Annotated in this window: 19 protein-coding genes; 13 read left to right on the top strand and 6 right to left on the bottom strand. The window is 72.4% G+C overall.

Going from position 1 to position 21,981, the window contains the following annotated elements:
* The first annotated feature begins 360 nt into the window (after positions 1-360).
* The 6 genes from ACZ61C_RS16145 (at position 361) to asnB (ending at position 7,589) form a co-directional block, all read left to right on the top strand.
* Positions 361-1,026 carry a TetR/AcrR family transcriptional regulator gene (locus tag ACZ61C_RS16145; RefSeq protein WP_465307313.1) on the top strand — a complete coding sequence of 222 codons (666 nt, stop codon included), beginning with the start codon at positions 361-363 and terminating at the stop codon, positions 1,024-1,026.
* Between the two features lie 399 nt (positions 1,027-1,425).
* Positions 1,426-2,010 (top strand): tetratricopeptide repeat protein, encoded by a 585-nt coding sequence (locus ACZ61C_RS16140; RefSeq protein WP_465307311.1) that lies wholly within the window; start codon positions 1,426-1,428, stop codon positions 2,008-2,010.
* Between the two features lie 232 nt (positions 2,011-2,242).
* The gene (locus ACZ61C_RS16135; protein WP_465307309.1) at positions 2,243-3,520 is read left to right on the top strand and encodes an MFS transporter; all 1,278 of its coding nucleotides are present in this window, start codon (positions 2,243-2,245) and stop codon (positions 3,518-3,520) included.
* The gene (locus ACZ61C_RS16130; RefSeq protein ID WP_465307307.1) at positions 3,517-4,848 is read left to right on the top strand and encodes a hypothetical protein; all 1,332 of its coding nucleotides are present in this window, start codon (positions 3,517-3,519) and stop codon (positions 4,846-4,848) included. Before ACZ61C_RS16135 ends, ACZ61C_RS16130 begins: the two co-directional genes overlap by 4 nt.
* A 1-nt stretch (position 4,849) precedes the next feature.
* Positions 4,850-5,740 (top strand): LLM class flavin-dependent oxidoreductase, encoded by an 891-nt coding sequence (locus ACZ61C_RS16125; RefSeq protein ID WP_465307305.1) that lies wholly within the window; start codon positions 4,850-4,852, stop codon positions 5,738-5,740.
* A 19-nt stretch (positions 5,741-5,759) separates the two neighbouring features.
* A complete protein-coding gene (gene asnB, locus ACZ61C_RS16120) occupies positions 5,760-7,589 on the top strand; it encodes an asparagine synthase (glutamine-hydrolyzing) (protein ID WP_465307303.1) in 1,830 nt (609 codons plus the stop codon).
* Positions 7,590-7,645: 56 nt separating this feature from the next.
* Here asnB and ACZ61C_RS16115 read toward each other — a convergent pair whose 3' ends face one another.
* The 3 genes from ACZ61C_RS16115 to ACZ61C_RS16105 are packed head-to-tail and all read right to left on the bottom strand — an operon-like array spanning position 7,646 to position 11,264.
* On the bottom strand, positions 7,646-8,917 hold the full coding sequence (locus ACZ61C_RS16115) for a lysine N(6)-hydroxylase/L-ornithine N(5)-oxygenase family protein (protein WP_465307301.1): 1,272 nt from the start codon (positions 8,915-8,917) through the stop codon (positions 7,646-7,648).
* Positions 8,914-9,951, bottom strand: coding sequence for an OsmC family protein (locus tag ACZ61C_RS16110; protein WP_465307299.1), 1,038 nt, complete (start codon positions 9,949-9,951; stop codon positions 8,914-8,916). Before ACZ61C_RS16110 ends, ACZ61C_RS16115 begins: the two co-directional genes overlap by 4 nt.
* Positions 9,948-11,264, bottom strand: a complete 1,317-nt coding sequence (locus tag ACZ61C_RS16105; RefSeq protein ID WP_465307297.1) for a trans-sulfuration enzyme family protein — start codon at positions 11,262-11,264, stop codon at positions 9,948-9,950. The genes ACZ61C_RS16110 and ACZ61C_RS16105 overlap by 4 nt, the downstream gene beginning before the upstream one ends.
* Before the next feature lie 185 nt (positions 11,265-11,449).
* Between ACZ61C_RS16105 and ACZ61C_RS16100 the strand changes: the two genes are divergently transcribed.
* The 5 genes from ACZ61C_RS16100 (at position 11,450) to ACZ61C_RS16080 (ending at position 15,878) form a co-directional block, all read left to right on the top strand.
* Positions 11,450-12,208 carry a class I SAM-dependent methyltransferase gene (locus tag ACZ61C_RS16100; RefSeq protein WP_465307295.1) on the top strand — a complete coding sequence of 253 codons (759 nt, stop codon included), beginning with the start codon at positions 11,450-11,452 and terminating at the stop codon, positions 12,206-12,208.
* A 76-nt stretch (positions 12,209-12,284) separates the two neighbouring features.
* Positions 12,285-13,628 (top strand): DUF6002 family protein, encoded by a 1,344-nt coding sequence (locus ACZ61C_RS16095; protein WP_465307293.1) that lies wholly within the window; start codon positions 12,285-12,287, stop codon positions 13,626-13,628.
* Positions 13,628-14,797, top strand: coding sequence for a hypothetical protein (locus tag ACZ61C_RS16090; protein WP_465307291.1), 1,170 nt, complete (start codon positions 13,628-13,630; stop codon positions 14,795-14,797). Before ACZ61C_RS16095 ends, ACZ61C_RS16090 begins: the two co-directional genes overlap by 1 nt.
* Positions 14,797-15,315 (top strand): hypothetical protein, encoded by a 519-nt coding sequence (locus ACZ61C_RS16085; protein WP_465307289.1) that lies wholly within the window; start codon positions 14,797-14,799, stop codon positions 15,313-15,315. Before ACZ61C_RS16090 ends, ACZ61C_RS16085 begins: the two co-directional genes overlap by 1 nt.
* Positions 15,312-15,878, top strand: a complete 567-nt coding sequence (locus ACZ61C_RS16080; RefSeq protein ID WP_465307287.1) for a thiamine pyrophosphate-dependent enzyme — start codon at positions 15,312-15,314, stop codon at positions 15,876-15,878. Before ACZ61C_RS16085 ends, ACZ61C_RS16080 begins: the two co-directional genes overlap by 4 nt.
* A gap of 172 nt (positions 15,879-16,050) precedes the next feature.
* On the opposite strand, the gene ACZ61C_RS16075 is transcribed toward ACZ61C_RS16080, so the two are convergent.
* The 3 genes from ACZ61C_RS16075 to ACZ61C_RS16065 all read right to left on the bottom strand — a co-directional run bounded on the left by ACZ61C_RS16075 (position 16,051) and on the right by ACZ61C_RS16065 (position 19,399).
* A complete protein-coding gene (locus ACZ61C_RS16075) occupies positions 16,051-17,274 on the bottom strand; it encodes an HRDC domain-containing protein (RefSeq protein WP_465308240.1) in 1,224 nt (407 codons plus the stop codon).
* A gap of 97 nt (positions 17,275-17,371) precedes the next feature.
* Positions 17,372-18,088: a response regulator gene (locus ACZ61C_RS16070; protein ID WP_033261886.1), complete on the bottom strand. Its 717-nt coding sequence runs from the start codon at positions 18,086-18,088 to the stop codon at positions 17,372-17,374.
* Positions 18,089-18,835: 747 nt separating this feature from the next.
* Positions 18,836-19,399 carry a DUF3000 domain-containing protein gene (locus tag ACZ61C_RS16065; RefSeq protein WP_465307285.1) on the bottom strand — a complete coding sequence of 188 codons (564 nt, stop codon included), beginning with the start codon at positions 19,397-19,399 and terminating at the stop codon, positions 18,836-18,838.
* An 88-nt stretch (positions 19,400-19,487) separates the two neighbouring features.
* Here ACZ61C_RS16065 and hemE point away from each other — a divergent pair, with 88 nt between their 5' ends.
* Positions 19,488-20,558, top strand: coding sequence for a uroporphyrinogen decarboxylase (hemE, locus tag ACZ61C_RS16060; protein WP_465307283.1), 1,071 nt, complete (start codon positions 19,488-19,490; stop codon positions 20,556-20,558).
* Positions 20,555-21,955 (top strand): protoporphyrinogen oxidase, encoded by a 1,401-nt coding sequence (hemG, locus tag ACZ61C_RS16055; RefSeq protein ID WP_465307282.1) that lies wholly within the window; start codon positions 20,555-20,557, stop codon positions 21,953-21,955. Before hemE ends, hemG begins: the two co-directional genes overlap by 4 nt.
* The last annotated feature ends 26 nt before the right edge of the window (positions 21,956-21,981 follow it).

The following is a 21,981-nucleotide window of genomic DNA, read 5'->3' as shown; positions in this document are numbered from 1 at the left end:
TCGTGGGTTCGAGGGCGGGAACGAGCGCGCCGCCGCCGGACTCTATCGGGAAGAACGGGGCCCGGCGGTAGCGCTGACCGGGTGGAATGTGGATCACGGGGGCGCGTCCCGCTCCGCGGACCACGTTTCTGTCATATGATAGAAATTAGCGGATCGAGGGGGCCCGCACGTTCCGGCCGGGTTTCGGGCGCGTGAACGCGAGCGCGGGCAGCGCCATCCGGGCGTGCTCTGCCGTTCGTCACCCATCCGGCTACAGCGGCGACGGCTGCGGGCCGCTCCGGGGTCCGGCCTGCTTCCGGCCGGAGGGGTAACGCACCTCGGTGCGGGTGCCCGGGCCGTGGACCTGGCAAGATCACCGGCGTGGTCAAAGGGGCGGGGGTCGGGAGACCCCGAGCGAGCGGAGCGGCGGCGAACCGGCCGGACGCGCGCCAAGCCGTGCTCGACGCGGCGGGCGAGCTGTTCACCGGAGCCGGGTACGCGGCGACCACCACCCGGGCGATCGCCGAGCGCGCGGGCCTGCGCCAGGCGTCGCTCTACTACCACTTCCCGGCCAAGGAGGACATCCTCGCGGCGCTGCTGGCCGAGACGGTCCGCCCGTCGCTGGCCCTGGCCGCCCGGCTCGTCGCCGGTTCCGCCGCCGTCGAGGTCCGGCTCTGGGCGCTGGCCTACGCGGACATCCGCCTGCTCGGCGGGGCCCGCCACAACCTGGGCGCGTTGTACCTGCTGCCCGAGGTGTCCTCGCCCAACCTCGCCCGCTTTCGCGCCGAGCGCGCGGAGCTGAAGGGGGCGTACGGCAGGCTGGTCGCGGCGGCGGGGGTCGCGCCGGACGCGGTGGCGATCCGGACCGACCTGGTGTTCGGGCTGGTGGAAAGCATCGCGGTGATCCGCCGTGACGACCCGGCGCTGGACGTCGAGGCCCACGTGCGTGAGGGCGCGGACGGCGTGGTGCGGCTGATCGGGATCGCGGAGCCGTCCGACGCGCTGCGGGCCGAAGCGCACACCCTGCTGGCGACGCTCACCGACTGATGGTCGAGCCGGACCGGCTGCGCGGCGAAATCGCCCGGCTGACCGGAAGGCTGGAGCGACGCCGCCGGCACGACAGCCCGGCGGCGCTCGAGCTGCGCCGGCAGATCGCGGACCGCCTCGCCGACCTGCGCGACCCGGGCGCCGAGGCGTGGCTGCGCGCGCTGGCCGCCGACCAGACCCGGGTGCTCGGCGCGCGTCATCACCACACGCTGGCGTCGTGGTACCTGATCGCGGTGCGCTGCTCGGAAACCGGCCGGGTCGAGGAGGCCCTGACGGTGTTCGCGTCGGTGCGGGCGGCGTACACGTACGTCAAGGGCGCGTCCCACGACGCGGTGCTCCACTGCGGCGCTCGACGCTTACCGCGCGCTCGGCCCGGAGTTCCTCATCGAGGCGGCGGACGTGCTGGTCCAGCTGGGCCGCTTCGACGAGGCCGAGCAGACCGTGCGCGGGTCCGCCGACCCGCGGGCGCCGTTCGTCCGCTGGGCGATCCAGGCCGAGCTGGGCGCGCCCGGCCCGATGATCACGGCGATGCGGGGACTGCTGGATGAGCCCGAGGTCGAGCCGGGCGCGGTGCGGGCCAGGCCGGCTTACGGGCTGCTGCTGGCGGGCTCGTTCGCCGAAGCGGCGTCGACGGCCGAGGAGCTGCTGGCGGCGCGTCTGGTGTTTCCCGGGCCGGAGGATCGGCTGACGTGGGAGGCGCGGCTGCTGCTGGCCCGGGCGCTGGCCGAGACGGACCGTCTCGCGGACGCGGACCACTACGCGCGGGCCGTGCTGGCGTCGGCGCCGTGGCCGCCGGGACATCCGGAGCTGCTGTCCGCCCAGGCGACGGTGGCCCGCGTGCACGCGCGCCGGGAGGAGTGGGCCGAGGCGGTGGTCGCGTACGGCTACGCCCTGGAGGGCTGCGAGATCGTGCTGGGGGAGTCCCACCCGGACACGCTGAAGGCCGCGGAGTCGTTGGCGGCGGCGAAGGAAGCCGCCGGCTGACGCGTGATTGAGGGGTCGACTCGCGTGATTGAAGGGTCGACACGGCACCGCCGGCCCCTCACCGCCGTGTCGACCCTCTGATCACGGGTGTCGACCTTGTGGTCACGGGGGTGTCTGTCGGTTTTGTGGGGACACGTCCGGAGCGCTCCGCGGCACCGCACGCATGGAGGTGACCCCCGGCCCGCCCCGCTGGGAAGGTCGAAGGCAAGGAATGCTCGGCGGAGGGGGTGGCGTGGACACCGACACGGCGGAACAGCAGGTCAGCACGCGAAAACCGCGCCGTCCGCCCTGGACCACCGCCGACTGGTGGCGCGGCCCGGTCAGTCCCATCTACCTCGCCGGGCTCGTGCTCTCCCTCGGGCGGGGCGCGTGGTTCACCTGCTGGGCCATGTTCTTCATCCGCTCGGTCGGCCTCACTCCCGCGCAGTTCGGGTTCGGGGTCACCGCCGCGGGCATCGTCGGCATGGTCGTCGGCGGGCCGCTCGGCTACCTCTCCGACCGGGTCGGGGCGCGGGAGGTCCTCGTCGGGATCGGGGTCGTGCAGGGCGCGGCCATCTTCTCCTACACCTTCCTCCACGACTTCTGGCTGATCCTGCTCGCCACCTGCCTGGTCACCGCGGGCGAACGGTCGGCGCCCGGCATCCGGATCGCCGCCATCTCCGGGCTGACCACCGGTGAGGACCGGCTCGCCAGCATCTCCACGGCCCGCGTCGTGATGCAGGTCGGGACCGTCGTCGGCGCGCTCGTCGGTGGTTTTGTGCTGTCGCTGGACACCCGGGCCGGGTACGTCACGCTGCTCGGGATCTACGGCGCGCTGCACGTCTGCTGCGCACTGCTGCTGGCCTTCCGGCTGCCGCACGTGACGTCGCTGGCCGACCGCAAGGTCAAGCGCCGCACGCTCGTGCTGCGCGACCGGCCGTTCCTCGTCATCACCGGGCTCAACGGCGTGCTCGCCCTCAACTGGGGCATGGTCGACCCGGGCATCCCGCTGTGGATCTCCGCCCACACCCACGCTCCCCTGTGGATCTGGGCGGTGGTGGTCGGCATCTCCGCGGGCGGCACCGTGCTGTTCCAGAACCGCTTCAGCCGTTGGGGCGCAACGGTTTCCGCCGCGACGCGCCTCGGGATGTGGTCCGGGGTCGCCCTCGCCGCGTCCTGCCTGGTCTTCGCCCTCAGCCACAACGGCACCGGCCTGCTGGTCGTCGGCGTCCTGATCGTGGCCACCATGGTCTACCTCGTCGGGGAGCTCCTGTTCGTGGGCAGTGGGTTCGGCCTCTCGGTCGGGCTGACGCCGGAGGGCGCGCACGGCGAGTACCAGGGTGTGTTCGGCACCGGGCAGGCGGCGGCCATGATGCTCGCGCCCGGGATCATGACCCTGCTGCTGGTCGAGTGGAGCGTGGCCGGCTGGTTCGTGCTGGCCGGCGTCTACCTCCTCGGTGGGTTCGGCACCCTCTTCGCCGGCCGCTGGGCCCTGCGTGACCGCGAGCGAGAACGGGAGAAGACCTCATGACGGCTCAGTCCTGGTTCGGCGACCGCACGGCCCCGCCGGAGATCGGCCTGGCCCCCGAACAGATCGTCGACACGCTCAACCACGAGTTCCGCGGCATGCCGCGCTGCGGCTTCCCGCTCGCGCTGCACCCGGTGGTCGTGCCGCAGCAGTCGTACCGGGAGCTGCTTTCGGCGACCGCCGAGCTGCTTTCCCTGCTGCGCCGGACGGTCGTCGGGCTGGCCGGCGACCGCTCCGGCCGGATCGACGCGCTCGGGATCGACCCCGCCGACTGCCCGCTGTTCACCCCCGACGAGGACTTCGAGCTGCGGCACAGCGCCGACATGACCCGCGCCGACGTCGTCATCGGCCCGGACGGCCCGAAGTTCGTCGAGTTCAACGTCAGCGGCGCCTTCGGCGGCATGGTGCACTTCATGCTCTACCAGAAGGCCTGGGCGCGGATGTGCGAGCAGGCCGGACGGCCGGCCTTCGTCGCGGCCGACCCCTACTCGCGGCAGGCCCGGCTGATCGAGGCCACCAGCGCGGAGCTGGGACAGCCGCCGTCGGCGGTCATCGTCGGCACGCCCCGCGACTGGGGTCCCGATGTCGGCACGCGGATGTTCGACGTGCAGGTCGACGCGCTGCGCGGGCACGGCGTCCCGGCCATCCACCTCGACTTCGACGACCTGGTCGCCGGCGTCGGCCTCCCGGAGAAGCTCCGCTGGCCGCTGGGGATCGCGGCGTTCACCCCGCAGGACGCGGCCGAGATCGGCTACTCCCTCGAACCCGCCCGCGTGGCGCAGGAGGCGGGCCTGGTCCTGATCCCGTCGCAGAGCGCGTGGTTCCTGCACTCGAAGAAGACCCTCGCGCTGCTGTCCGAGGGCCAGCCGTGGATGACGCCCCGTGAAACCGAGCTGGTGCGGCGGTACGTGCCGTGGAGCCGCGTGGTGGGCGACCGCAAGGTCCGCTGGCGCGAGCAGCGGCACGACCTGCCCCGGCTGCTGCTCGAGCACCAGGAGTCGTTCGTGCTCAAGGGCGCCACCGGCTGGAGCTGCCAGGAGGTGTTCTTCGGCTGGACGACCTCCCCGCAGCGGTGGGCGGAGCTGGTCGACGAGGCCGTCCGCACCGGCTACTACATCGTGCAGGAACGGGTCCACGCCGACACGTTCCCGATGGACCTGGTGACCGAGGACGGCGAAGTCAAGCGGATCACGGCCGAGTCGGTCGTCAGCCCGTTCTGCCTCGGCGGGCAGTCGGCCGGCGTCTACGTCCGGTTCGCCGAGGCCGGCGACCAGGCGCTGGCGATCGGCGGGCCCGGCGCCGGGCGGGCCTGCCTGCTGGCCGAGGCGTGAGATGACCGTCCGGCTCGGCACCCTGGTGCTGCCGGAACACCCGGGCCGGTCGGCGGACGACGTCTGGCGCCGGGTGGCGGACCTCGGGTTCCGGCACGCCTGGACCCTCGACCACCTTTCCTGGCGGTCGCTGGCCGACCGGCCGTGGTTCGACGCGATGACCACGCTGGCCGGCGCGGCCTGCTGCACGAGCGGGCTCACGCTCGGCGTGCTCGTGACGACGCCGAACTTCCGCCACCCGGTGCTCACCGCGAAGCAGGCGATGGCGCTGGACCACCTGAGCGAGGGCCGGTTCGTGCTCGGCGTCGGCGCGGGCGCCGCGGGCCCCGACGACACCGCCCTCGGCGGCGAAGCGCTGACGCGGGCGGACCGGACCGCGCGGTTCGAGGAGTTCGTCACCCTGCTCGACCGGTTGCTGCGGCAGCCGAAGACGTCCTTCGCCGGCCGGCACTTCACCGCCACCGACGTCCGGATGGTGCCGGGCTGCGTGCAGCGGCCGCGGGTGCCGCTGGCCGTCGCGGCGAGCGGGCCGCGGGGGATGCGCCTGGCCGCCGAGCTCGGCGACTACTGGGTGACCATCGGCGAGCCCGCCGCGCCCGGCGCCGAGGACGAGGAACGCGCGTTCGGCACGCTGCGGCGGCAGTCCGCGCTGCTGGACCGTGCCTGCCGGGAAACCGGCCGCCCGGCCGGACAGCTGCGCCGGCTGGTCAACCTGAGCCGGGTCGTCACCGACCCGTACAGCTCGCCCGGGCGGCTCGCCGACCTGGTGGGCCGGTGCGGCGAACTGGGCTTCACCGACGTCGTCGTGGCTCATCCGCGGGCCGACGGGGTCTTCGCGGGGGACGTCCGCGGGTTCGAAAAGGCCGTTCCCCAGGTCGCTGGGGCACCTTGACCAGGAAGGGGACCACCTGATGTGTGGCATTGTCGGCTGGCTGGACTTCACCCGGGACCTCCGCGGTGAGCAGGACGTGCTCGACACGATGACCGACACCATGGCCCTGCGCGGGCCGGACGACCGCGGCACGTGGCTGGGCCCGCACACCGGGCTCGGGCACCGGCGGCTGGCCGTGATCGACGTGGCGGGCGGCGCCCAGCCGATGACCGCCGAGTCCGGCCGCCGGGACGCGCCGGTGGTGCTGGTCTACTCGGGCGAGGTCTACAACTTCCGGGAGCTGCGCGGTCAGCTCACCGGGCTGGGCCACCACTTCGCGACGCGCTCGGACACCGAAGTCGTGCTGCGGGCCTACCAGGAGTGGGGCGCCGGGTGCGTCGAGCGGTTCAACGGGATGTTCGCCTTCGCCGTCTGGGACGCCGACCGCGAAGAGCTGCTGCTCGCCCGCGACCGGCTCGGCATCAAGCCGCTCTACTACGCGCCGACGCCCGGCGGGGTGCTGTTCGCGTCCGAGCCCAAGGGCATCCTGGCGAACCCGGCGTTCAGCGCGGGCGTTTCGCTGGCCGCCTTGCCGATCCTGTTCAACCCGCGGTTCGCGCTGCCGGGCGAGACGGCGATCGACGGCATGCGCGAGGTCAAGCCCGGCCACGTCGTCCGGATCGACCGGCGCGGCTGCCACGAGTCCCCGTACTGGCGGCTGGTCAGCCACGAGCACCCCGACGACCTCGGCACGACCGTGAGCACCGTGCGGGAGCTGCTCGAGGACATCGTCGAGCGCCAGCTGATCGCCGACGTGCCGCGCGCGTCGATGCTCTCCGGCGGCCTGGACTCCAGTGCGATCGCGGCGCTGGCGGCCCGCAGCCTCAAGCGGTCCGGCGAGGGCCCGCTGCTCACCTACTCGGTCCGGTTCGATGGCGAGGAGGAGCACTTCCGCTCCACCCGGCTGCGCCCCGAACGGGACGCGCCCTACGCGGCGATGGTCGCCGAGCACATCGGCTCCGAGCACGTCGAGGTCGTGCTGAAGGCCCGTGACGTCGCCGAGGCGATCCCGGCCGCCCGCCGCGCCCGCGACCTGCCGAGCATCGGCCAGTTCGACACGTCGATGTACCTGATGTTCGCCGCGCTGCGCGAGCGGTCCACCGTCGCGCTGTCCGGTGAGGCGGCCGACGAGGTCTTCGGCGGCTACCCGTGGTTCCACGACTCGGACACGGTCTGGCGCGAGAAGTTCCCGTGGCTCGGCGACGCGCCACAGCTGACGGAGTACCTCACCGCGGACGCCCGCGCGGCCCTCCGCCCGGACGCGCAGACCGCGGACCGCTACGCGACCCTGCGTGCCCAGGTGCCCCGCCTGCCCGGCGAGGACGGCCTGAACGCCCGCATGCGCGAGGTGCTGTTCTACAGCCTGCACGGGCCGTTGCTGATGCTGCTGGACCGCAAGGACCGGATGAGCATGGCGGTCAGCCTGGAGGTGCGGGTGCCGTTCTGCGACCACCGGCTCCTCGAGTACGTCTGGAACGTGCCGTGGGAGATGAAGGTCGCCGACGGCCGGGAGAAGAGCCTGCTGCGCATGGCGGTGCAGGACCTGCTGCCGGACCCCGTGCTCTACCGGCCGAAGAGCGCGTACCCGGCGATGCACGACCCCGAGCACGACGTCTCGGTCCGCGACGCCGCGCGGGCGTTGCTGGACGACCCGACGTCCCCGCTGCGGGACCTGCTCGACCCGGTCGCGCTGCGCGAACTGGCCGGGAGCGACTCGCGGACGATGACCCACGCCGGCACCGCCCACATGCTGATCCCGGTGGTGGAGCTGGACGTCTGGCTGCGCGACCAGGGCCTGACCATCCGCTGACCACGACGGAACCGCCGTCCGGGAGGAAATCTCCGGACGGCGGTTCCGTCGTGGGCTCAGGCGACCGACAGCGTGATGTCCTCGTCCTTGAGCGAATAGACCTCACGGCCCAGCAGGCTGTTGAGGATCGTCGCGCTGCGCCAGGACGCCAGGCTTAGGTTGGGATCCCCGACGCCGTGGGTGCGCCGGGCCCCGTTCTGGACGTAGATGCGGTTCGTGTCGGGGCCGTCCCAGCGCACCCGGTAGTCCCGCTCCACCTCGTACGCGCCGTCGAGGATCGGAAGACGGCCGCCCAGCGGCTCCATGAACCTCGGCAGCTCCGCGCGGAACCCCGTCGCGAGGACGACGAGGTCGGCGGTCACCTCCTGCTCGGCGCCGGTCACCGTGTCCCGCAGCGAGCCGTGGAAACCGCCGGGCCTCTCGGCCAGGTCCGCCAGCTCCACGCCCGCCAGCAGCCGGTGGTCGAACGGCTCGGGCAGCAGGTAGTCGATCTCGTACAGCCGTTTGTAGACCTGCGCCAGCAGGTCCTGCGTGATGCCCCGGATCGCGCCCAGCTGCTTGCGCGACAGGTGCGAGCGCTGGTCCGCGGACAGGCCGTGGAAGTACTCGACGTAGCTCGGGTTGAACCACTCGTTGGCGAACGGCGAGTCGTCCAGCGGCGAGAGGCCTTCGCGGCCGGCCACCCAGGTCAGCCGGCGGGGCAGGCCGGTGCGGCCGGAGATCAGGTCGAGCGCGACCTCCGCGCCGCTCTGCCCGCCGCCGACCAGCAGGACGTCCTTGCCCTCGACCGGGAGGCCGCGGTCGAGGTGGCGCGAAGCGTGCCACAGCGCCGGGTTCTCGATCTTCCGCGTGAACGGCGGGAAGCACGGCACCTGGCCCACGCCGAGCACGAGGTGGTCGGCCGACCACCGGCCCCGGCTCGTCTGCACGACGAACCGGACGCCGTCGTGCTCGACCGCCTCGACGGTCTCGTCGAGGTAGGTGCCGAGCAGCTGCGCCGCCCACGTGAAGTACTGGTCGAACTCCTTGCGGCTGACGAACTGGGGGTTCGCGATCAGGTGCCGGTACAGCCGCCCCTGCTCGTGCAGGAAGTTGAGGAAGCTGAACCGGCTGCGCGGGTCGACCAGGCTGACGAGGTCCTTGACGCTGCTGACCTGCAGCCGCGAGTTGTCCCAGAGCAGGCCCGGGTGCCACGCCACCGACGTCCGGGACTCCAGCACCGAGACGGCGCAGTCGCCGATCGGCTCGGCCAGCGCGGCCAGGCTGAGGTTGGCGGGGCCGCCCCCGACCGCGAGCACGCCGGTCGAGCGGTGCCTGGCCGAGCTCACGACGCGCTCCTGCCCCGCTGCCACGTCGGGGCTCGGTAGACCGGCGGCTGCAGCGTCACGCCCACGGTCTGGCGGTCGCAGACGAGGCTCCGCACCTCGGAGCGTACGACGGCTTCGTGGGCGAGCTCCCGCACCGCCGGGTCGAGGATCCCCGGGGCCGTGATGGCGCACTGCACGTCCTGCATGTGCACGATCGCTTCGGGGTCGGAGTTGAGCAGGCCGCGGATGTCGACCTTGCCGTCGGTGACGACGTGCCATTCGAGCTGCTCGCCGAGCCGTTCGCGCGACAGCTGCCCGAGGTGGGCCGCGATGTCGGCGGCCAGGCCCATCAGCAGGTGCTCCTGCGGGTTGGGGCCCCAGTCGACGCCGGTGAGCTGCTTCGGCGAGTCGATCCGCACGGTGACGCCGTCCCCGTCGGCGGGGTAGGACTCCAGCTGCACACCACTGATCCAGCGCACGCGCCGGGCCGCCACCGGGCGGCGGATCCGGGCGGTGGCCTCGGCGCCGGCGATCGTCTCCGTCTCGACACCGCCTTGGGGGTCCACATAGGACACTTCGAGCGGGACGACCGCGGTCAGCGTCTTGTGGTTCGGGCTGAAGTTCTCGACCTTGCGCAGCAGCTGGTCGATCAGCGCGTCCTGGTCCTGGACGCCGACCTCGAACCGGCAGTCGATCCCGTTGCCGCTCTCGATGTGCAGCTCCAGGGTGTCGAACACGACGCCCTGCGCGCTCCCGCCGCCGACCATGGTCTTCAGCGAGCACGAGCCGACCCCGGTCAGGGCCAGGTCGATCGGCGTCGGCGCCCCGGTGGGCGGCAGGCCGTCCGCGTCGCGCCATTCGTCGTCGCTGAGCTCGAACGCGAACTTCCGGGTGGACTTGACGCTGCCGAGCACGGCCGCGCCGTTCGACGCCGAGAGGCCCCGGCGGGGGGAGTAGCGCGCCTTGCCGCGGTAGCAGTACCAGGCTTCCGAGACGTCTTCCCGGGTTTCGTGGACGACCTCGCTGAATCCCGCGGTGTTGAAGCTGTTCCTCATCGCACACCTTCCTCGGGCAGCGCGTCGAGCGCGTGGGCGAGATCCTCGATCAGGTCGCGGATGTTCTCGATGCCCGCGGACAGCCGGACGAGTCCCGGGTTGATCCCGATCAGCGCCATCTGCCGCGAGGTCAGCGAACTGTGCGAGGTGTTGCTCGGCATGCTCACGAGCGATTCGACCCCGCCGAGGCTCGTGGCGACGTACGGGATCTTCAGGTTCTTCATGAAGGCCAGCGCGGCTTCGTCCCCGCCCTTGACCTCGAAGCTGACCATGCCGCCGTAGCCCGCGTAGTCCGCGCGCCGCAGGTTCGCGTAGCGGTCGCCGCCGAGGTCCGGGTGGTGGACGTCGGCGATCCGGTCGTGGCCGGCCAGGAACTTCGCGATCTCACGCGCGTTTTCGTTCTGGGTCCGGATGCGCAGCGGCAACGTCTTGAGCCCGCGCTCCAGCAGGAAGCAGCAGAGCGGTTCGAGCGTGCCGCCGAACCGCAGCGCCTGCGCCCAGATCCGGTCGAGGAACTTGCGCCGCCCGACGACCGCGCCCGCGGTCAGGTCGCTGTGCCCGGCGAGGTACTTCGTCGCGCTGTGCACGACGATGTCCGCCCCCTGCGCCAGCGGCTGCGACATCACCGGGGTCAGGAACGTGTTGTCCACCACCAGCAACGCGTTGGTCTCCCGCGCGACCTGGGCGATCTCGCGGATCGCGGGCGCCTTGAGCAGCGGGTTGGTCAGCGTCTCGAAGAACAGCAGCTGGGTCTCTTCGCGCACCGCGGCGCGGACGGCGTCGACGTCGGTCGGGTCGACGAACGTCACCTCGCGCCCGGCCGAGGGCATGTCCTCGCGCAGCAGGTTGTACGTGCCGCCGTAGACGTCGTAGGCGGAGATGATGTGGCTGCCCGAGTTCGTCAGCGCGTAGATGGTGCTGGCGATCGCGCTCATCCCGGACGAGGTCACCAGCGCGCTCTCGGCGTTTTCGAGCGCGGCGATCTTCTCCTGCACCGACCACTGCGACGGGTTGCCGTAGCGGGTGTAGATCGGGACGTCGCGCAGCGCGCCGTCGGAGAACGCGCCGTAGCTGGCGTCGTCGAGCAGGAACGTGCTCGTCTGGAAGATCGGCGTGCCGACGCTCCCGGTGACCGGGTCCTCGTAGGTCCCGGCGTGCACGGCGAGGGTCTCCGGCGAGATCTCCCGGGGCAGGACCCGGTGCTGGGGCGAGACCGGACCCGCGCTGCGCCGCCGGGTCAGCTCGCCGAACCAGCCCGCCTCGGCTGTGCGGCCCTCCTCGAATCCCTTGGCTGTCCGCTCTGTTTGAGCCACTCTGTCCCCTGGTGTCGGATCGCGGTGACGACTGAACCCGGCTCGAACATCAGTCGAAACCATCTTCCGATCCACGGTGATCCACGGGCGTCTTCTGCCCTGCTCGCCGTTCTTCCGGACTGCGCTGCGACCTTGCCACGACGGGAGATGCGCCGCGGGCGGGAGGCGGCGAACAATTCCGGGGCATGTACACCGAATCCGCGTCCTGGTACGACCGTCTGCACCGTAACAAGGACTACGCCGCGGAGTCGCGGCAGATCGTCGAGCACGTGCGCCGGAACCACCCGGGAGCGCGGACGCTGCTCGACGTCGCCTGTGGCACCGGTGGCCACCTGCGGCACCTGGGCGCGCAGTACTCCTGCGAAGGCGTCGACGTCGAGCCCGGCCTGCTCGAGGTCGCGCGCGACCGGCTGCCCGGGATCCCGTTCAGCGAAGGGGACATGACCGACTTCGACCTCGGCCGCCGCTTCGACGTCGTGACCTGCCTGTACAGCGCGATCGCGTACGTGCAGACCGTCGAACGCATGCAGGCCGCGATGCGGTGCCTCGCCCGGCACCTCGAACCCGGCGGCGTCCTCGTGGTCGAGCCGTGGATCCAGCCGGACATGATCGTCGACCAGGAGGAGAACTGGGTCGACGGCAGCAGCGCGGTCGTGGTCATCGAGGACCCCGACATGAAGCTGGTCCGGGTGCGGATCTTCCGGGTGCACGGTCAGCTGACCGAGCTGATCATGCACTACGTCGCCGCGCAGGACGGCGAGATCACCGCGCGCACCGAACGCCACAAGGTCGCGATGTTCACCCGTGAAGAGCTCATCGAGGCGGCCGCGCTGGCCGGCGTCGAAGCGACCTGGGACACCGGCGGCCTCACCGGGCGCGGGCTGCTCGTCGGCGTCCGCACCGGCGCCGCAGCCGAAGAGACGCGGACGCGGTCGGTCGCCTGACACCATCGGTGCCCGGGAAGCTCCGCGTACCCCCGTTGGGAAGAAGGCGACTCGTGACTGGCGACCAGGGACGGCCATGACTGCGGACATCATCGAAGGCGTGAACACCCTGACGGCGTTCGAAGACCGGCTCCGGCTGGCCCTGGACCGCTGCCGTGCCGAAAGCGCCCCCTCCGGCGCGTTCAACCCGGGCTTCGAGCTCCCCGTGGTGGACTCGAAGCTCCGGGACTTCTTTTCGGTGGCGGAAATCGGCTTCACCGAGCTGGGCGCGCACCACGGTTCGCGGCTGGTGCTGCTCGACATGATGCGCAACCCCCGGACGCGCACGACGAAGACGTTCGGCTCGCTCGTCATGGTCGCCCGCGCGGTCCGCTACATCCGCGAGACCGGTGAGCGCGTGATGATCCTGACGCCGTCGTCGGCCAACAAGGCGACCGCGTTGCGCGACGCGGTCCTGCGCGCGCACCGGGCCGGGCTGGTCACCCCGGAGGAGCTGCAGATCGTCACGCTGGTGCCCGACGTCGCGCGCGGCAAGCTGTGGTCCTCGGCGCTCACCGCCGACCCGGACCTCGCGGCCCGCAACCCGATGTGCGTGCGGCACTGCGACGTCCCGGCCGACGTCAAGCTGACCGCGACCGAGGCGTTCCCCGAGGCGGCGGCCGAGCTGAAGTCCGGGTTCGGCGTCAATCTCTGGTACACCCTCGACCTCGCCAACTACCGCGGCGCCGACGCCGCCCGCGCGTTCGCGGAGCGGGAGTTCCTGCCCCAGGCGCCGGGGACCACCCGGGCGCACGCGCACTCGGTGTCCAGCGCGTTCGGGTTGCTGGGCCACCACTTCGGCACGTCGATGCTGCCGCCGGCGGAGTTCCCGTCGCAGTACTTCCTCGTCCAGCACCTGGCGACCCCGGACATGGTGACGAGCCTGTACGGCACGGAAGTGCCCGAGTACCACCACGATCCGGACACCGGGCTGTACCGCCAGGACGCGGACCCGTGGTTCCCGGCGACGACGTTCGACCCGGCGGAGAACCTCGAGCCGACGTTCTACACCCGCTCGCCCGCGACGTCCCCGGTGATGAACGAGATCATCCGGCGCCAGGGCGGTGGCGGCATCGTCGTCTCCCGGCAGGAGTGCCTCGAGCGCTACCCGCGGATCCGGACGCTGCTGGCCGGCTCCGGCGTCCGGCTCCCGGCCGACCCGTGGAAGCTGCGGGAGTGGTCGCTGGTGATGGCTCTGACCGGGGTGCTGAACGCGATCGACCGCGGCCTGCTGACCGCCGACGAAGTCGTCGTGCACGGTTCGGGGTGCTACTCCGAAGACGACTTCACGCCGATCCCCGAACACCGGCTCCACGCCGTCGACACCGGCGCGGACCTGAAGAAGGTCATCCTCGCCGCCGCTTCGGGCGAGGCGATCTGATGGCCGCTCTTTCGCCGCGGAACATGGTGTCGCAGCTGCGTTACAAGTGGGACCACGGCACCGGCGCCTGGGCGGCCGCCCGCCAGCTGGCCGACACCTCGCCGTTCGCCGAGCGGCTGGACGGCCTGCTGGTCCGCGAAGAGCCTCGGCTCGCCGTCGGGTACCGGGGCTTCCCCGCGGGCGGGCGGCACGTGCTGCCGTTTCTGCGCGAGCAGCTGGAGCGCACCTGCGACGACATCACCCAGACCGAGCGGCGTGGCCGCCGTCTGTCTACAGTGGACGCCGACATCGTGTTCACCGGCTGCGGCAGCCGCCAGGCCGCCGCGCTGCCTCAGGCCAACTCGCTCGTGCTGCCGTTCCGGATCCAGCAGATCCTCGAGGTGCTGCCGGACATGGAGGCCATGTCGAAGAAGGTCTCCCGCAACGAGCGCAAGCAGTTCGCCAACCTGCGCGCCAAGAACGACTGGGCGTGGGAACGCGGCCACACGATGGCCGACCTCGAGTTCTTCTACGAGCGGATGCACCTGCCCACCATGGGTTTCCGGCACGGCAAGGCCACCCGCAGCGCCGACTGGGACACCGCGGTGAACTGCCTGTTCCAGCGTGGCGCGCTGTTCTTCGTCACCGAAGGCGGCAAGCGCGTCGCCGGGGTTCTGGTCCGGCTCGACGACGATCGCCGCATCCTGCGCGCGCGGCTGCTCGGCGTGCTCGACGGCGACGAGACGCACTACCGCAGCGGCGCGGTCAAGGCGCTCTGGTACCTCGGCATGGAGTGCTCGGTCGGCCACGAGAAGATCCAGCAGATGGACATGTCGGGCGGCGAGCCGTTCCCCGGCAAGGGTGTCTACCAGTTCAAGCGGCGCCTGCACCCGCTCACCGAGCTGCCCACCGACCACTTCCGCGACAAGCGGCTGCACCTGCGGGTGCTGCGCGACACCGACGCGGTGCGGGACTTCCTGGTCTTCACGCCGGTGATCGCCGTCGACGAGGCCGGGAAGCTGACCGCCGTCCACTTCGCCGACGCCGACCGGCCCCCGCACACCCGGATCGTCGGCACCGGCCCGGGCATCGAAGAGTCCCGAGTGATCGACCTCGACGAGTTCCTCGCCGGCCTCGACCGGGTCACCACCCCCGTCGGTTTCGACCTCGACGAAGCCGAGGCCGCGTGATGACCGCCTACTTCCAGGACGTCGACGTCGCCACGGACCTGTGCGGCGAGCTGGTCACCGCCGGCTTCGGGCCGTTCCTCGGCACGCCGTGCGGGATCCTCTCGCCGATGTTCACCGCGCTGGACGAGCTCGCGGGCCTGCTCACGGTCGCCCGCGAGGACAACGCGGTGGGGATCGCCGCGGGGGCGTCGCTCGCCGGGCGGCTGCCGGTGGTCCTCATGCAGAACTCCGGGTTCGGGCAGTCGATCAACGCGATCGCCTCGCTCGTCGAGCCGTACCGGATCCCGATGCTGTTCGTGATCAGCATGCGCGGCACCGACCTGGACCCCACGCAGGAGAACCTGGTGATGGGCCGGCTCACCGAGCCGCTGCTGGCCCAGCTGGGCATCGAGGCGCTGACCCTGGACGGCGACCGGCCGCGGGGACCCCAGGTGGAGCGGGTGCACCGCATCGTGGCGGCGGACCGCCGCCCCGCGGCCCTGCTGGTGCCCCCGGCGGTGTTCGGCTGGCGAGCATGAACAAGACGGCGGCGATCAGCGCCGTGATCGCGGCGACCACCCACGAGCCGGTCGTCTTCACCACGGGCTATTCGTGCCGCATCGCACGCGGCATCGCGGACCGGCCGAGCCACTTCTACATGACGGGCTCGATGGGCCTGGCGTCCTCGATCGGCATCGGCGTGGCCCGCGAGACGGGCCGCACCACGGTGGTGGTGGACGGCGACGGAGCCCTCCTGATGAACCCGGTCGGCCTGGTGACGGCGGGGGCGTTGAGCGACCTCCCGCTGGTCCACGTCCTGCTCGACGACGGCAGGTACGCGTCGACGGGCGGCCAGCTGGTGCCCTCGACGCGCACGGACCTGTGCGGCTGGGCGTCGGCGTCGGGGTACGCGCGGGTCCGGAGCACGGCGTCGGCGGAGGAGTTCGAGGCGATTTTGCGGGAGGAGATCGCGGGGTGTGCGGCCCCGGTGTTCATCCACGGCGTGGTGACCACGGCCGATCCTCCGGTGGCGGCCCGGATCGACGCGGCGTTGGATGAGCACGCGGCGAGGTTCCGCAGGCATCTGGCCGCGACCCGCTGAGAGCCGATCGGCGCGGGCGTAGCCGCCGCCCGTCTGGCCTCGGCCGATCGGCGCGGGCCCCGCCGGGCTCGTTCAGGCGGCGGTCAGGTTCGGCCGCCGCGAGCCGACCTCGGGGCCCGGCTGTCGCCGCCCGCCCGACCTCTGCCGACCTCCGCAGTCCCGCCGGGCTCGCTCAGGCGGCCGCCGTCGCCTGCAAAGCCTTGCTCAGCGCCGTGACGGTCAGCTCGACCTGCCACGGGCGGGCCCCTCCCGCCCTCAGGACCTCCGCGACCGTGTCCTCGTCGGTCTCGGCCGGAGGGCGCCAGCACGTGCGGCGGACCAGGTCCGGCAGCAGCAGGTTCTCCACCGGGAGCCGGCGGTCCTCCGCGATCGCCGTCAGGGCCGCGCGGGCCGCCGACAGCCTCGCCGCCGCGTCCGGGTCCTTGTCCGCCCAGCGGTTCACCGGGGGCGGGCCGTCCGTCGGCTGGGACGGCGACGGCAGCTCCGATGCCGGCAGCGCCTTCGCCGCCTGCAGGTGCCGCAGCCAGCTCGCCGTGTACTTCCGCTGGACGCGGCCGCTGAACACCGGCAGCGCCTGCAACTCCTCGACCGTCTTCGGGTCCGCCGTCACGGCGTTGATGATCGCGCTGTCGGGCAGGATGCGGCTCGGCGCCCGGTCGCGCTTGCGGGCCAGCTCGTCGCGGGCCTGCCACAGCTCGCGGACCGCCGCGAGGCCACGCGGGTTGCGGATCTTGTGCACCCCGGACGTCCGGCGCCACGGCTCGGCCCGCGGCGCGGGCGGCGGGGCCGTCCGGACCGCTTCGAACTCCTGCCGGGCCCACTCCAGCTTGCCCTGGGCGCCCAGCTCCGCTTCCAGCTTTTCCCGCAGCTGGATGAGCAGCTCGACGTCGAGAGCGGCGTAGTTGAGCCAGTCGACCGGCAGCGGCCGCTTGGACCAGTCGGCCGCGCTGTGGCCCTTTTCGAGGGTGTAGCCGAGCAGCAGCTCGACCAGCGTCCCGAGGGCCACGCGCTCGTAGCCCGCCAGGCGGCCGGCCAGCTCGGTGTCGAACAGGGCCGCCGGGTACAGGTCCAGCTCGGCGAGGCAGGGGAGGTCCTGGGAGGCGGCGTGCAGCACCCACTCCAGGGAGTTGAGGACGTTCTTCAACGGCGTGAGGTCGTCCAGCTCGGTCGGGTCGACCAGGACCGTGCCGGACCCTTCGCGCCGCAGCTGGACGAGGTAGGCCTTGGGCCAGTAGCGGTAGCCGGACGCGCGTTCGGTGTCGACGGCGACCGCGCCGGTGCCCGCGGCCAGCCGCGCGCAGGCTTCGACCAGCGCGGACTGACTGGCGACCACCGGGGGTGTGCCCTCCGCGGGCTCGCGTAGCAGCACCGGGCCGCCCGTGGACTCGATCTCCATCCCGGTGTCCTCGGCCTCTGTGCTTCCCATGGTGTGCGACCCTACGGGACGGGCGTACCGCGCCTGGTGCGCCCGCCCCGCGGGGATGTCGCTCGTGTCAGCGGATGACGCCGGCCCGCATGGCCAGCGCCACCATCTGAGCCCGGTCGCCCGTGCCGAGCTTGCGCCCGATCCGGGACAGGTGGGACTTGACGGTGAGCGCGGAGAGGGAAAGTTCCTCGCCGATCTCCTTGTTGGACTGTCCGTCGGCGACCAGCTGGAGCACCTCCACCTCACGAGCGGAAAGCTCGCGCGGGGTGTTGTCGGTGCCCGCGACGCGGGTCCCGGTGGCGAGCACCGGAGCCACGCTCGGGTCGGCGTAGACGCCGCCCTCGAGCACACGCCGCACGCCGTCGGTCACGACGACCGGCGACGCGGACTTCAGCAGGTACGCCTGGGCCCCGGCCTGGAAGGCCGAACGCACCGCGTACGGGTCGTCCGAAGATGCGAGTACGACCACGCGCGGCCAGCCGTGGCTACGGAGTTCCGTAACCAGCTCGATACCGCTGCCGTCCGGCAGTCCGAGATCGAGGATCGCCAGGTCACAAGGCCCAGTGGCCTGTGCTCGCGCCCTCGCTTCGGCCACCGTGGCGGCTTCGTGGACGGTACCCGCACCCATCTGTGCGAGTCTTGCTGCGATTGCCTCCCTCAACAGCGGGTGGTCATCGACCACCAACACGGAAAAAAGCTCTTCCCGCGGGTGCGGAACCATGCTCGCCGGCAATGCACCGGCTGGCGTGGATCGGACGGCCTGAGAAATGCCGACGGTAGCCACGTCACTACCTCCCTGGAGTCGGTCGTGCCCCCCGACCGGCACCGGGACCTTCGGCCGTTCAGCCGCGCCAGCTTTAGACCGAAAGTGGTGTCGTCGAAGGCACTGTAGCCGCCCGGAGCCCTTCGCGGGGGGATCGAATGGGTATCTATCTCAAACGAACAGTCACTCAGTGGGTTCGTAGTAACACGATCGGGCTAGTACACGGCCGGTTGCTAACGGATAGCCCAGCGAACACGATGCAAAGAAGTTACCGGCGACCAAATGGCCGTGCAGATGATGTGTGCAGCTGCCGGTGCGCGTAGTGACGAGGGTCCGGATGGCGGTCCCGGAGGCCCGGAATGTGGCCCCGGCCGGGGCATGATCAACTTTTCCGAAGGGTCCCGGCGGCGATTTTCGGACCGGAAACGGTGACTGTCCGTATCGCTCGCGGGCCGGTGCCGGGCCGCGCGGCGCAAGTTGATCTTGTAGCGGTGCGTGACGGCCTCGCGTTCACGAACGGGGGCACGCGCCGAGGACGTGAAACACCCTCAGGAACAGCGCAGGTGGTCCTCGGGGGTCCGTAGTTGTCCGGACCACTTCGCGTCCGCAGCGAGGCGCTCGGCCGCCGCCGGAGTGGCGCGGCCGATGTTGGACGTCGTTCAGCGGATGTGAAATTTGCTCACATCCGTACAAGAGGTGACCCGAGAGGCGACTCCCAGGCACTCGCCGTTGCCGATCCGTGACCGATGATCGCCCGGACGCCGCGGCTCAGGAGCTCTGGCGCTGCCCGAAGAGCGTCACGCCGACCGGCGGCAGGCCCACGACGCTGGCCATCACCTGGCAGAAAGCCTGCCCGTGGGGCAGCAGCCCGGCGTCGGTCGGGGTCCACGACGCCCGCAGCTCGAGGTCGTCGGTGCGGGCCGGGCCGGAGATGTCGCCGAAGCGGGCCGACGACGTCTCGGTGACCGTGCCGCCCAGCGCCTTCCAGCTCGCGCCGGACACCTCGAGCGCGTCGGTCAGCCACGACCAGCCGACCGCCGGCAGGAAGGGATCGGTCGCGAGCTCGCGGTCCAGCTCCGCGCGCACGTACATGACGAGACGCAGCACGCCGTCCCAGCCGTCCTGGCCGTCCGGGTCGTGCAGCAGGACCAGTCGGCCGGAGGCCAGCACGTCCGCGGGCCCGGAGACCTCGCAGCTGACCGCGTACGACCACGGCGCGAGCCGCTGCGGCGCCCGCATCGGCTCCAGCAGCACCTCCCGGCGGGGCCGGACGGACTGCAGCGCCACAACTGCTTCACGGAAGAGTTCGGGCACTGGCGTCATCGCGGTCACGCACCGACTTTAGGGCGGGCACGCCCTGTTGCGGGCGCAGGCGCGCCGATGGAACCGCGGCCCCCGGCTCGTGGCACGATTGACGGCGATGTCTCCGACCACGCCCCTGCCGCAGCGCGCCGCCCCGTCCGGCCGCCGCGAGCTGCCCGAAGCCCCCTTCCTGGCCGCCGCGCGCGGTGACCGCCCGGCCCGCACGCCGGTCTGGTTCATGCGCCAGGCCGGCCGCTCGCTGCCCGAGTACCGCGCGCTGCGCGAGGGCGTGCCGATGCTCGACGCCTGTTTCGACCCCGAGATGCTCGCCGAGATCACGCTGCAGCCGGTCCGCCGGCACGGCGTCGACGCGGCCATCCTCTTCAGCGACATCGTCGTGCCGCTGAAGGCCGCCGGGGTCGACATCGACATCGTGCCCGGCACCGGCCCGGTGGCCGCGGCGCCGATCCGCGACCTCGCCGCCGTCAAGGCCCTGCCGGAGCTGGCTCCCGACCAGGTCGCGTCGGTCGCCGACGGCGTCCGCCTGCTGGTCGAGCGGCTCGGCGGCACCCCGCTGATCGGCTTCGCCGGCGCGCCGTTCACCCTCGCCAGCTACCTCATCGAGGGCGGGCCGAGCCGCAACCACGAGCACACCAAGGCGCTGATGCACTCGTCGCCGGAGGTCTGGCACGAGCTGGCCGGCCGCCTGGCCGACGTCGCGCTGACCTTCCTGCGTGCCCAGCTCGACGCCGGGGTCGACGCGGTCCAGCTGTTCGACTCCTGGGCCGGCGCGCTGTCCGAGCGGGACTACCGCGAGTTCGTGCTGCCGCACTCGGCGAAGGTTCTCGCCGGCGTGGCGGAGTACGGCGTGCCGCGGATCCACTTCGGCGTCGGCACCGGCGAGCTGCTCGCCGCGATGCGTGACGCGGGCGCGGACGTCGTCGGCGTCGACTGGCGGATCCCCCTCGACGAAGCCGTCCGGCGGCTCGGCGGACACGCTGTCGTGCAGGGCAACCTCGACCCGGCGCTGCTGCACGCGTCCTGGCCGGTCCTCGAAGCCGAGGTCCGCCGGATCGTCGAAGAGGGCCGCGCGGCCGACGGGCACATCTTCAACCTGGGCCACGGCGTGCTGCCGGGCGTCGACCCCGAGGTGCTGACCCGCGTGGTCGGGCTGGTGCACGAGCTGTGAAGCGCGTCGCCGTCGTCGGGGGCGGTGTTTCCGGGCTGACCGCGGCGTACCGGCTGCGGCGGCTGCTCGGCGACGGCGTCGAGATCGTCGTGTTCGAAAAGACGAAGACGCCGGGCGGGAAGCTGCGCACGGCCGAGCTGGCCGGCGTGCCCTACGACGTCGGCGCGGAGGCCTTCCTGGTCCGCCGGCCCGAGATGCTCGGGCTGGTCCGCGAGCTGGGGCTCGACGTCGTCCACCCGACGGCGGCCCGCGCGAAGATCCACGCCGGCGGCGGGGTCACCGGCCTGCCGCCGGGCACCGTGATGGGCGTTCCGGCGTCGGCGGAGTCGGTGGCCGGCGTGCTGTCGGAGGCGGGGCGGCGCGCGGTCGAAGCCGAGGTGACACTGCCGGAGCTGCGGCTGCCGGGCGGCGACCTGCCGCTGGGACCGCTGCTGCGTGAGCGCTTCGGCGACGAGCTGGTCGACCGGCTCGTCGACCCCCTGCTCGGCGGTGTCTACGCCGGTGGCGCGGACGGCCTGGGTCTGCGCGCGACCATGCCGGGCCTGGCCGCCGCAGTGGCCGCGGGCGCGGGGTCGCTGACCGCGGCCGCCCAAGCGCAGCTGCCCGCGAACCCGTCTTCGGCGCCGGTGTTCGGCACCGTCCCCGGCGGCCTGGGCACGGTGATCGACCGGCTCACCGAGCTGTCCGGCGCCGAGCTGCGCACCGGGCTGCCGGTCTGCGACGTCGAACGGAACGGCGCCGGCTGGCGGCTGCGCATCGGCGCGGCGCCCACCGCGCACGCGCCCGCGGACAACACCGTCGAAGCGGACGCGGTGGTGCTCGCGGTGCCGGCCCCGTCGGCCCGGCGGCTGCTCGCCGAGCTGGTGCCGGCCGCGTCGGCGGCGTTCGGCGAGGTCGAGCTGGCCTCGATGGCCGTCGTCGCGCTGGCGCTCCCACCGGGCACGGCGCTGCCCGAGGCGTCCGGGATCCTCATCGGCCAGGGCGAGCGAGACTCCGCCGGAGTGCCGTACGCGGCGAAGGCGTTCACCTTCTCTTCGCGCAAGTGGGCGCACTTCGGCTCCGGGCCGGTGCTGGTCCGCGGCTCGGTCGGGCGCTTCGGCGAGCTGGGCGCGCTGCAGGCCGACGACGTCGAGCTGGTCCGCGTGGTCCGCGCCGACCTCGCGCGCCTGACCGGCATCAGGGCCGACCCGGTCGAGACCCTGGTGACGCGCTGGGGCGGCGGGCTGCCGCAGTACGGCGCCGGGCACCTGGAGCGCGTGGAGCGGATCGAGAAGGCGGTCGAAGGCGTGCCGGGCCTGGCGGTCGCCGGCGCGACGCTGCACGGCGTGGGGCTGCCGGCGTGCGTGGCGACGGCGGAAGCGGCGGCGCACCGGATCGCGGCGCACCTGACGGCTTGAGCCGCTCCTTCGCGTGAGTGCTCTCA

It is taken from the genome of Amycolatopsis sp. NPDC104587 (genome assembly GCF_055583645.1).
The sequence above is the reverse complement of the archived record's forward strand: the minus strand, read 5'-3'. Positions and strand labels throughout refer to the sequence as shown.

What these genes read in the sequence shown, in the direction of transcription:
- ACZ61C_RS16130 (WP_465307307.1), top strand. Translation starts at nt 3,517, where the DNA reads ATGACGGCTCAGTCCTGGTTCGGCGACCGCACGGCCCCGCCGGAGATC.
- ACZ61C_RS16095 (WP_465307293.1), top strand. Translation starts at nt 12,285, where the DNA reads ATGACTGCGGACATCATCGAAGGCGTGAACACCCTGACGGCGTTCGAA.
- ACZ61C_RS16125 (WP_465307305.1), top strand. Translation starts at nt 4,850, where the DNA reads ATGACCGTCCGGCTCGGCACCCTGGTGCTGCCGGAACACCCGGGCCGG.
- asnB (WP_465307303.1), top strand. Translation starts at nt 5,760, where the DNA reads ATGTGTGGCATTGTCGGCTGGCTGGACTTCACCCGGGACCTCCGCGGT.
- ACZ61C_RS16100 (WP_465307295.1), top strand. Translation starts at nt 11,450, where the DNA reads ATGTACACCGAATCCGCGTCCTGGTACGACCGTCTGCACCGTAACAAG.
- ACZ61C_RS16075 (WP_465308240.1), bottom strand. Translation starts at nt 17,274, where the DNA reads ATGGAGATCGAGTCCACGGGCGGCCCGGTGCTGCTACGCGAGCCCGCG.
- ACZ61C_RS16080 (WP_465307287.1), top strand. Translation starts at nt 15,312, where the DNA reads ATGAACAAGACGGCGGCGATCAGCGCCGTGATCGCGGCGACCACCCAC.
- hemE (WP_465307283.1), top strand. Translation starts at nt 19,488, where the DNA reads ATGTCTCCGACCACGCCCCTGCCGCAGCGCGCCGCCCCGTCCGGCCGC.
- ACZ61C_RS16110 (WP_465307299.1), bottom strand. Translation starts at nt 9,951, where the DNA reads ATGAGGAACAGCTTCAACACCGCGGGATTCAGCGAGGTCGTCCACGAA.
- ACZ61C_RS16085 (WP_465307289.1), top strand. Translation starts at nt 14,797, where the DNA reads ATGACCGCCTACTTCCAGGACGTCGACGTCGCCACGGACCTGTGCGGC.
- ACZ61C_RS16090 (WP_465307291.1), top strand. Translation starts at nt 13,628, where the DNA reads ATGGCCGCTCTTTCGCCGCGGAACATGGTGTCGCAGCTGCGTTACAAG.